7 protein-coding genes and 1 pseudogene are annotated in these 8747 nt (G+C 60.5%); 4 read left to right on the top strand and 4 right to left on the bottom strand.

Features of this window, described 5'->3' with window-relative positions:
- Together C8K44_RS26855 and C8K44_RS26845 are read left to right on the top strand one after the other, a co-directional pair.
- On the top strand, window positions 1-1035 hold a 1035-nt coding region (locus C8K44_RS26855; protein ID WP_109578814.1), incomplete at its 5' end, for an HlyD family type I secretion periplasmic adaptor subunit.
- Window positions 1036-1561: 526 nt separating this feature from the next.
- Window positions 1562-1906 carry an amidohydrolase family protein gene (locus C8K44_RS26845; protein ID WP_109578812.1) on the top strand — a complete coding sequence of 115 codons (345 nt, stop codon included), beginning with the start codon at window positions 1562-1564 and terminating at the stop codon, window positions 1904-1906.
- Between the two features lie 673 nt (window positions 1907-2579).
- Here C8K44_RS26845 and C8K44_RS26840 read toward each other — a convergent pair.
- The 4 genes from C8K44_RS26840 to C8K44_RS26825 all read right to left on the bottom strand — a co-directional run bounded on the left by C8K44_RS26840 (window position 2580) and on the right by C8K44_RS26825 (window position 6262).
- Window positions 2580-3371, bottom strand: a complete 792-nt coding sequence (locus C8K44_RS26840; RefSeq protein WP_109578811.1) for a hypothetical protein — start codon at window positions 3369-3371, stop codon at window positions 2580-2582.
- Between the two features lie 64 nt (window positions 3372-3435).
- Window positions 3436-4230: a hypothetical protein gene (locus C8K44_RS26835; protein WP_109578810.1), complete on the bottom strand. Its 795-nt coding sequence runs from the start codon at window positions 4228-4230 to the stop codon at window positions 3436-3438.
- A gap of 29 nt (window positions 4231-4259) precedes the next feature.
- The gene (locus C8K44_RS26830) at window positions 4260-5087 is read right to left on the bottom strand and encodes a phosphatase PAP2 family protein (RefSeq protein ID WP_109578809.1); all 828 of its coding nucleotides are present in this window, start codon (window positions 5085-5087) and stop codon (window positions 4260-4262) included.
- A gap of 161 nt (window positions 5088-5248) precedes the next feature.
- Complete coding sequence (locus C8K44_RS26825) at window positions 5249-6262, bottom strand: DUF1254 domain-containing protein (protein ID WP_109578808.1); 1014 nt, start codon at window positions 6260-6262, stop codon at window positions 5249-5251.
- Window positions 6263-6465: 203 nt separating this feature from the next.
- Between C8K44_RS26825 and C8K44_RS26820 the strand changes: the two genes are divergently transcribed.
- Both C8K44_RS26820 and C8K44_RS28130 read left to right on the top strand, forming a co-directional pair.
- The gene (locus C8K44_RS26820; protein ID WP_109578807.1) at window positions 6466-7467 is read left to right on the top strand and encodes an AraC family transcriptional regulator; all 1002 of its coding nucleotides are present in this window, start codon (window positions 6466-6468) and stop codon (window positions 7465-7467) included.
- A 103-nt stretch (window positions 7468-7570) separates the two neighbouring features.
- A pseudogene (locus C8K44_RS28130) lies at window positions 7571-8348 on the top strand (IS3 family transposase); the annotation flags it as partial.
- Window positions 8349-8747 lie beyond the last annotated feature (399 nt).

The raw sequence follows: 8747 nt of genomic DNA, 5'->3' as shown, positions 1-8747 counted from the left end.
GTCACGGACCTCAGGCGAGAATTTGTTCGTTGTCTTGCTCATATCAGCTCCAATCTCTCAAAAGTTGGAGCCTCCGGCAAACCCGGGGCGGTTCACCTGGCGACGATCGAATTTCCCGAAGGGATCGAGGCCGGCGAGCTTGCCGTGCTCATCAAGGGCGAGACGCGCCTGTTCAACGGCAATCGCGCCAATCGCGAAAGCCAGAAGCAGCAACTGGAACTGGGCATCCAGCAGGTCGGCGAAGAGGTTAAGGGGCTGAAAGCGCAGAATGTTTCCAAGCAACGCGAGATCGCTTTGGTCGAAACCGAACAAGCCAAGATCAAGGGACTCGTGGACAAGAAGCTGCTCGAGGGCAACCGCATCTATGCCACGGATCGCGAGCTCGCCCGGCTGCATGGCGAGCGTGGCGAGATCGACTCTTCGATCGCCCGCGCCATGACACGCATGAGCGAGATCCGCCTGCAGGTGATTGCCATCGACGACGTCAGCCGCACCGAGGCCCAACGCGAACTCGGCGTCGTTGATACGCGGATTTCGGAATTGTACGAACGCAAGACCGCCATCGAGGATCGGCTGGCCAGGACGGAAATCCGCGCTCCGATTGCAGGCACCGTGAACGAACCCAACGTCGACACGATTGGTGGCGTGGTCACGCCGGCTGAGGTGCTGGCCACCATCGTGCCCAAGGATGCCGATCTCAAGATCCAGGTGCGGCTCGCGCCAGCAAGCATCGACCCGGTCCAGGTCGGCCAACACGCACGGCTACGCTTCCCGGCCTTCAACCAACGCACCACCCCCGAACTTGTGGGTGAGGTATCCCACATTTCTCCCGCGACATCGCGCGACAACGCGACCGGGGAAACTTTCTATCTCGGGGACGTCGCTGTGAAACCCCAAGAACTTGAAAAGCTCGGGGAAGCGCTGCTGCCTGGCATGCCCGTCGAGGTCTATGTCTCGACTGAAGCGCGCACCGCCATGTCCTATTTCGCCAAGCCGCTCAGCGACCAGTTCAGCAGGGCATTCAGGGAACGTTAGGATGGATGCAGGATCCGTGTCTTCGATCGACACGACCTCTCCGTGTTTCGAGACGACGTAGGCAAACTTTGCCCACCGACTGTTTTCGAGCTCTGAGGAAGCGGTCAAGACCCTTTGCCTGTTTGGGAATCCCACGGACATTGCGTACGACACACACTTTGACCGGCGTGCGGCTGTTCCAGCGATTGCTACCTGCCGAGTGACGCCAGGCGCCCTGCCCCACTTCGGTTGTCCGACCAGTCAGTCCAAGCTTGTTGGGGGCCGTTATTTGCGCCCCTAGCCTTGGACAGGATGCCAGCGCCCCCCGACCATCGTGCCGCGCACTTTTCGGGCGTTGCGAATATCGAGTGTCGGATCCGCATCCAGCAAGACAAGGTCAGCAATAGCGCCCTCGCAAACAACGCCAAGATGTCGCTTCGCACCGAGGAGGCCGGCGCCGGCGCGCGCGCAGCAGGCCAGGGCTTCGACCGGTGACAAGCCAAGTCGTACAAATGTCTCAAGTTCATCAAGCAGCGAACTGCCGGGCATGATGTCGTTGATGCCGGCATCTCTCGAACAGGCGATCCAAAAGATGACGTCGCTCGCCGCCGATGCCTTCGGTCTGAGCGGCCGCGGTACGATCGTGGCGGGACATTACGCGTACCTGGTTGTGTTCGACCAATTTCTGGTCGGCGACAGGGCTACGTTCCTGGAACCGACGCTCGCCGCCTCCGGCATCGAAAAAGTCTTCGTGAACGGACGGTTGGTCTATGCAGACGGGGCGACGACAGGTGTGCGATCGGGGCGCGTTCTTCGACGTGGGTCGCTCGCAAGCCCAATGGCACAACGAAAGCAATACCTAACACTCACCACATACGAGGGGAAGTCGTGACCACAGTTGATAGAACCGGCCCAAAGCCAGGCATTTCGGCCAAGGTGAAAGAGCTTGGCTATGAATTGCCCTCAGCCTCCTTGCCTGCAGCAAATTATGCGTCATGGACCCAATGTGGCTGCTTCCTCCACATTGCAGGCCAGATCAGCAAGCACGGCGAAAAGCCCGCGTTCGTTGGCAAAGTGGGGCGCGACGGAGCCAATAGCCCTCAGACCGAGATTCCGGATGGGTTGGCTTGGGCCGTTGCATGGAGCCAGTCTCGAAACGCCGCAAGCTTGCTTGACGGTCGGGCTTCCGGCCAAACGAACCAGTAGCTTTCACCGCTCGAAACCGCCTAAGTGGAAGGTGCCGTTTTGAGAATTGCCAAGGGATGGCATGCGTAGCTCGGCACCCAAGCCAGGACGTCCAGAGCTTCGCATTTCGGGTCGTGCCTACCCAACACTCCCTTGACGCCTCCGGTGGATCTGGGCACACAGGTGACGCACAAACTGCGGCAAAGCGACTTCGACGCAACGAATTTCTCGGCGAGATCAAAGATCGCCGCGCTACCGCGAGTAGCTCAAGCAGAGAAACAAGGCCGGCCCGCACCGCATTCAAAGTCATCGCATATGGCTGAGACCCCTGTCAGCGGCCATTCACGCTCAACCGCAGGCACCGTGACGGCGCCAGTGATCTACTTGGGGAAGAGCAGGTTGATGCCGGCGCGAACGCCCCAACCGTCCGGCCCATTTTCGGGCGATGCAGCCCAGTAGCGCGGGCCACCCGAGAAACTCACCGGCTGCTTGCCGAACATTACGAGCTTCGACACCGTAAAGTTGATCGGCACGCTCCATTCTTCGCTTTTCCAGTCATAGGTGCTTTCGGTATCGAGCGCGAACGTCCAAGCATCCTTCGTCGTATAGGAGATGAAGGGCTGCAGGAATGTGGAACTGATGTTGCGCCGATCGCTGTTACCGGCGACGGACCAGATATGGTTGCCAAGCGCTCCATAGGTCCAGGGTCCCTCCTGCTTCAACAAGACCGCCGTCGGACCGAGGCCCCATTTCTCTCCGCCCAGAAGCGGATCGGTTGCGGTAGGCAGCAGAATGGCAGGCCCGGCGCCCCAGATCAGGCCTCCAGCAGTCGGCTGCTTCGGCGAAAAGAAGAAGCTTTGCACGACGTCGCCGATACCCGTCTGACTGCCCGAATTCCCCGCGATATCGTTCTGTGAGATGACTGGAACAATCGTGCGGGAAATGACATTCCAGTCTTGATTGATCGAGAATGGAACAACTGGCTGGATATTCAGAACCGACTTGTGGCCGCCAATGGGACCGTAGCCACTGTCGTGATTGAACTGGAACGGAACGCTGATCAGCGACGCGACGGGATTCGATAGTTGCTTCGCAAGATCGGCCTCCTCTGCGGCAGCCGGAACGGCCAGGACTGTCGCTGCGATCAGGAGCAAGTGCGATTTCGGATTCATGATGTCCTAGATTGAAAAGTTCGGGCTGGCGCGTCGGCCACCGATAGCTCGTGCGCTATTGACGCTAAAAATGGTAAGTCAGGCCCAGGATCGGACCTTGCTGGACGACGTCGAAGACAAAGCCGTCATTGCTGTAGTCGACGCCAAGGGCGCGGTATCCGGCGACGGCTGAGAGACTGTCCTTGATTTGATAACCGACGGCGGCCGCGACATCCCAATCGAGCTTCGCCTGCCCGGCGCCGACGTTTCCCCAACCCGTCAGGTAAACCCGCTCGGAGAGGAAATACGTTCCGCGCACGCCCGCCACGGCATTTACCCACGTCGCGCTGTCGGTGCGGTTTATGCCATCGAGGAGCCGGCCTTGCAGGGACAGCTCCGTGCTCGCGTACCAGACGCGCGCGCCGGCAATCACATCCAGACGGTCCCTGCCGTTCGCCAGGACACTGTAGCCGCCGCCGAAGAAGCCGGTGAAGGTCTGCGACGTCACGTCGATGCTTTGCGTCAGAACCCCCTTGGGGCTCGCATCGGACATGGAAATCTTCGAGTAGATGATGTCGCTGAAAACGCTGAAGCGGTCATTCCTGCCTTCAGCCATTCCCATGAAGGCGAAGTCCAACTCGCCGAGAATGTCGCCGAAGTCGGAATCGAGCTTCGCCGGAGGAAGACCGAACTGCCCGACGGTACCATCGACCCCCGCGGCCCACAAATACGGACTGGCGCTGAAATGCCAGCCGGGGGTGGCCTCGCTGCTGTTACCGGGCTGGAGCGGCAACGGCGCCATGGCGTCCACCGCCCGCGCCGACAGGGAAAGCGTCAAGAGCGATGCGAGCGCAATGGAAGATACCGCAAGAGACTTCATGCTTTTCGCCGACAAAGGGTGCTGCTCAATCATTTCTGTGACAACGCAGCAGCTTCGGCGGAACAGTCGACTTTGAGGGCTTCACCCGACGCCCTGGCTTTTTCCACTTCCCCGCGCGCAGCCTCGACGTCCGCGCGGAAGGCAGGATCGGCCTGCAGCCGGGCGACGGTGGCCGCACCCATGACACGTCCGGCATCGACGTCGCTCTGCCAGTGCGCATTGCAAATCACCCGGCTTTGCCCGAACGCAAGACCGCGGCTCAGGAGTTCATTTGCACGCTCGGGATTGATCTCAGCCAAGACAAGCGCCCAGCCCCACCCCGCTGCCGTATGACCGGAAGGATAGGACCCATCGCTTCGCAGAAGCGGTTCCTGATCGGGCCAACACGTTCCTTCGTTGTGGGCAACGAACGGCCGGACCCGGTTGTATTTGTTCTTCACGCCATAGGTGGACAGTCCGGCATCCGTCAGAACCTTCTGCATGACCTTGTAGGTATGAGGCGTCTTCGCCTCATCGATCTGCATGCCCATTGCGCAGGAAAAGGTCTCCGCCGGCTGCGGGAAATTGAGATCGGCGTCGCGCCTGGCAAGCTCCCAGCGGGCGGTTCCGCGCAAGGGTACAGTTTCCAGCCTGGCTTCCTCGTCACGCGCGAACGCCGCGCTTTCGGCTGAAGGCGGCGGTCCCAGAAGCTGCAGGCTGTCGGGAAGATCCGCCTGCTCGAGATAGCCTGGGGCCAGCTGGAAATGCGGGTCCGTCACGTCGGGAGCCTTGCTGTCGCCCTGCGCGGCAGCGCTCGATACGATCAGCCCGAATACGGAAATCACCAGGGACTTGTTGAGATATGAAAGCGTAGGCATGAACTGAGATCTTCCTGAAAAATTCCTTGGTCGCTAGCGGACGTGCCCATGCTGCAGATCCGGATGGGTCGGACCGAGTTTGCGCGAGACCTCGCTGCGCATCCCGATCCGCCTTGCCGTCAAGGGCCAGCGTGGCGAGCGCTACCCTTTTTGGGCTGCCACTACTGCACGGGCTGCGCCTCCGGCATCTTCCACTCGCCGTTCAGGATCACTGCTTGAGGGCGGTAGAGCCGAAATGTGTAATTCCACCCCTGCGTAATCGGCAGGCAATTCGCGATCTCGCCGTCGCAGCCGCCGAACTGAATGTCGATCGCGCCATCGGCGCTCTTCTTGCCGGTGATGCTGTTGACCGAATAGGCGTCGTAATCGTTCTTCTGGAAGAAGCCCTCGGCGTTATAGACGCTGATCGACCAGAACGCATCGACGGGGACATCCTTGACCCTGAGCTTGTAGACCGTCTTGCCGTCGTTTTTGACCGGGGTCACTGAGGGGTAGGATGCGTCCTTGTCGGGGTTGCCGCCCCAACCGGCTGCCGTGCCGATAAGGTGCTTGACCGGATCGACTTCCCCCTTCGGGCCGAAAGCGTTGGTGAAGCTGCCTGATGCCGCGGATAGCGCTTCGAGCGCATCTCGGATCTTCTTTTGTTGAACCAGGTCCCAATTCGGTGCCTCGAACGTACCGGCCGACTTCTGCTCCACCTTCAGCGCATCTTGCAGAGCGTGAACCTGCGCGAGGTCCTTGGTGTCGTTGGGATCGACAAGGATGCGGACCGCAACGAACACATAGCGGGTGCCGACATTATCCCTGGTGAGGGTCGTGGGGCCCGGCTCGTAGACCACCATCGGGGTGTAATGGTCTTCGCTGATGACCTGCATCGAGACGAAGCGCTTGCCGCCATCGGGAAGAGTGATGGTCACCGGGCCGGCGTCGAGGTCGAAGAGCGCCTGCGAATAGAGCGTGTCCCGGTTCATCCGGACCACAGGCTGGTTGTCGATCGGCGTCGGCGTCCTGGTATGCGCGAACTTGCCGAAGCCGCCCGCGTCGGCCGTCTTGGCCATATAGAAATCGCTCTCGGCTCGCTTGAAGTTGTCGACATTGACCGGAATCGACTGTGCGTAGGCCGTGTATGGCGCCAGAACCAAGAAACTCAGGCTATAGACCAACTTCATTCGCATTGAACGGTACCTCATTGGCGTGTTTTATACATTTCCTCATCGGCAAGACCGGATGGGTCCCGTTGCGAGCATTTCGTGCATGAGCACCTTGCCCGTCTTGCCATTTCGCGCCAATCGCGAGGGACTGTGCTCCGTCCCGATGGTCGCTACTCCCCCGCGATTCGGCTTTGTGAAAAGCGTCAACCCGGTTACGGCGAGGTCCGATGGCTGATATCCCCTTGACGCGCGGCCAGTTCCTGCTGCCCTTCGTCAGCATCCTCGACGATATCGGCGCTCCCACGGAAACGCTCCTGGAGAGGTCCCGCCTGCCATCGTCCTTGGCCGAAAAGAGCGATCTCTACCTGCCGCTCCTGCCAGCGCTGCGCTTCGTCGAGGCTGCCCAGAGAACCCAGGACATCGAGGATTTCGGCTTTCTTGCCGCCCGGCGCCTGCATTTCTCCCATTTGAGGGAAAAGACCCAGGCCCTGATCGCGCATGCGCCGACGCTGCTGGTCGCGCTCCGGCACGCTTGCCATTGGGCGTCGAGGGAAGACACCATTCTGAGCATGTGGATCGAACATGACCTGGATCATGTGCGGGTCTGCAGCAGGCTCGCCGGCACAACCGGACTCCTGCATCTGAAATACGCACAATGGATCCAGAATATTTTCCCGATCTACATCGTCCGCCAATTCGCGGGACCAGACTGGATGCCGACGGCGATTGCCTTTGAATCGTCTTATGCGCCGAGCCCAGCAACGCGATCTTCCTGGCCGGGCGTGCGGTTTCTGTCAGGCCAGCATGCCGCCTGGATCAGCCTGCCGATCACGCTTCTCAGCCTCCCCGGCCGGTCGACCGCCTTGGTTGCGCCGCCGCGGGACCAGGAGGACGGCCCTTCCGGGTACGACATCGTCGAACTGCTCAAGCTGATGCTGCCTGCTTATCTCGACGAGGGAACAACGGCTCTCGCCGACGTCGCCGACATCGCGGGCGTCAGCACGCGGACGCTTCAACGCAAGCTCGCCCATCTCGGCCTTACCTATTCCGACATACTCGACACTGCCAGATATGAGAATGCGAGCCGGCTTCTGCGCGACACCGATTGCAGGATCATCGATATCGCCTTTTCCTCCGGCTACACAGACCCTGCGCATTTCAGCCGCGCCTTCCGTCGGCTGACGGGCACCACGCCGCGTCAGTTTCGTGAGCAATCACGCCCTGGCTAAGTGTGCATGGCCTCGCGCCACCACCGCCAACCAACTGCTTAAGCCAAAATGAGCGGCACCGCGTTCAAACGGGCTCTTGCGCAATGCGCCAACTTCCCCTTGGGATGTGTCGGAGGCGAAGCGGCTGAAGAGCCTTGAGGAGAAGAACGGCAAGCTGAAGCGTCTGTTGGCCGACGCGATGCTCGACGACTCGACCTTGCGCGAGATGCTCGGAAATAACTTCTAACGCCTGGGTAGAGGAGGACAGCCGTGACTCCGGATGATGCCGGTTTGCGCAAACGGCTTCGGGAACTGGCTGCCGAACGTCGCCGCTTCGGCTATCGCCGGCTGCACCTGCTCTTGATGCGCGAAGGCGTGGCGGTGAATTGGAAGAAGCTCTACCAGCTCTACCGCGAGGAACGGCTGACAGTGCGCAAACGCGGGCCGCCGCAAGCGGACCTTGGGCACCAGGACGCCGATGGCGATCCCGCAGGACACCAACCAGCGCTGGAGCCTCGACTTTGTCTCCGACACGCTGACCGACGGCCGGCAGTTCCGGATCTGATGCGTTATCGACGACTTCAGCCGGCAGTGTCTCGCCACAGTCGTCGACGACTCGATCTCGGGTGAGCGCGTCGCCCGCGAACTCGACATCATCGCCGAGCGTCGCTGCTATCCCTGCATGATCGTGTCGGACTCGGCGCCGCGCTGACCTCGAATGCCATTTTGGCGTGGCAGGAAGTTCGATCGAGTGGCATTACATCGCGCCGGGCAAGCCGATGCAGAACGGCATCATGGAAAGTTTCAATGGCCAGCTACACGACGAGTGCCTCAATGAACGGCTCTTCACCAGCTTTCGGCACGCCCGCAACAGCATCGAAGAATGGAGAATCGACCACAATGTGAGCAGCGCGACCTCCTGAACGGGGATAAATCGGGGAGCATGTCAATCGAGAGATCGTTCTGACACCTGGCGCGAAGCGCGGCGAGGTCGCTACTACGCTGTACGGAGAACTGGGCACGATCCTGAACTGGACCGAGAGGCAGGCTTTTGGGTCTGCAAACAAAAACACTCCCGCAGCAGGCCTCACGGGAGTGTCGTTACCAATGCTTGCGGGGCCAGGCTTTGTCTTTTTTGTCCGGGGTGGTCGGCTTTGCCTGTTAGAGCGGTTCTGCTCTTTTCTGAATCGGAGAGGGATTCCGGTGTCGGCCGTTTTGTGATTCAAGATGCTGGCTGGGTAGGAGGCCAGCATCGGATGACTCGACCTCTTTCGAATGATCTTCGCGCGCGTGTTGTGGGT

This window comes from Aminobacter sp. AP02, assembly GCF_003148805.1.
Lineage (GTDB): Bacteria > Pseudomonadota > Alphaproteobacteria > Rhizobiales > Rhizobiaceae > Aminobacter.
This window is presented reverse-complemented; position numbering and strand designations above follow the sequence as displayed.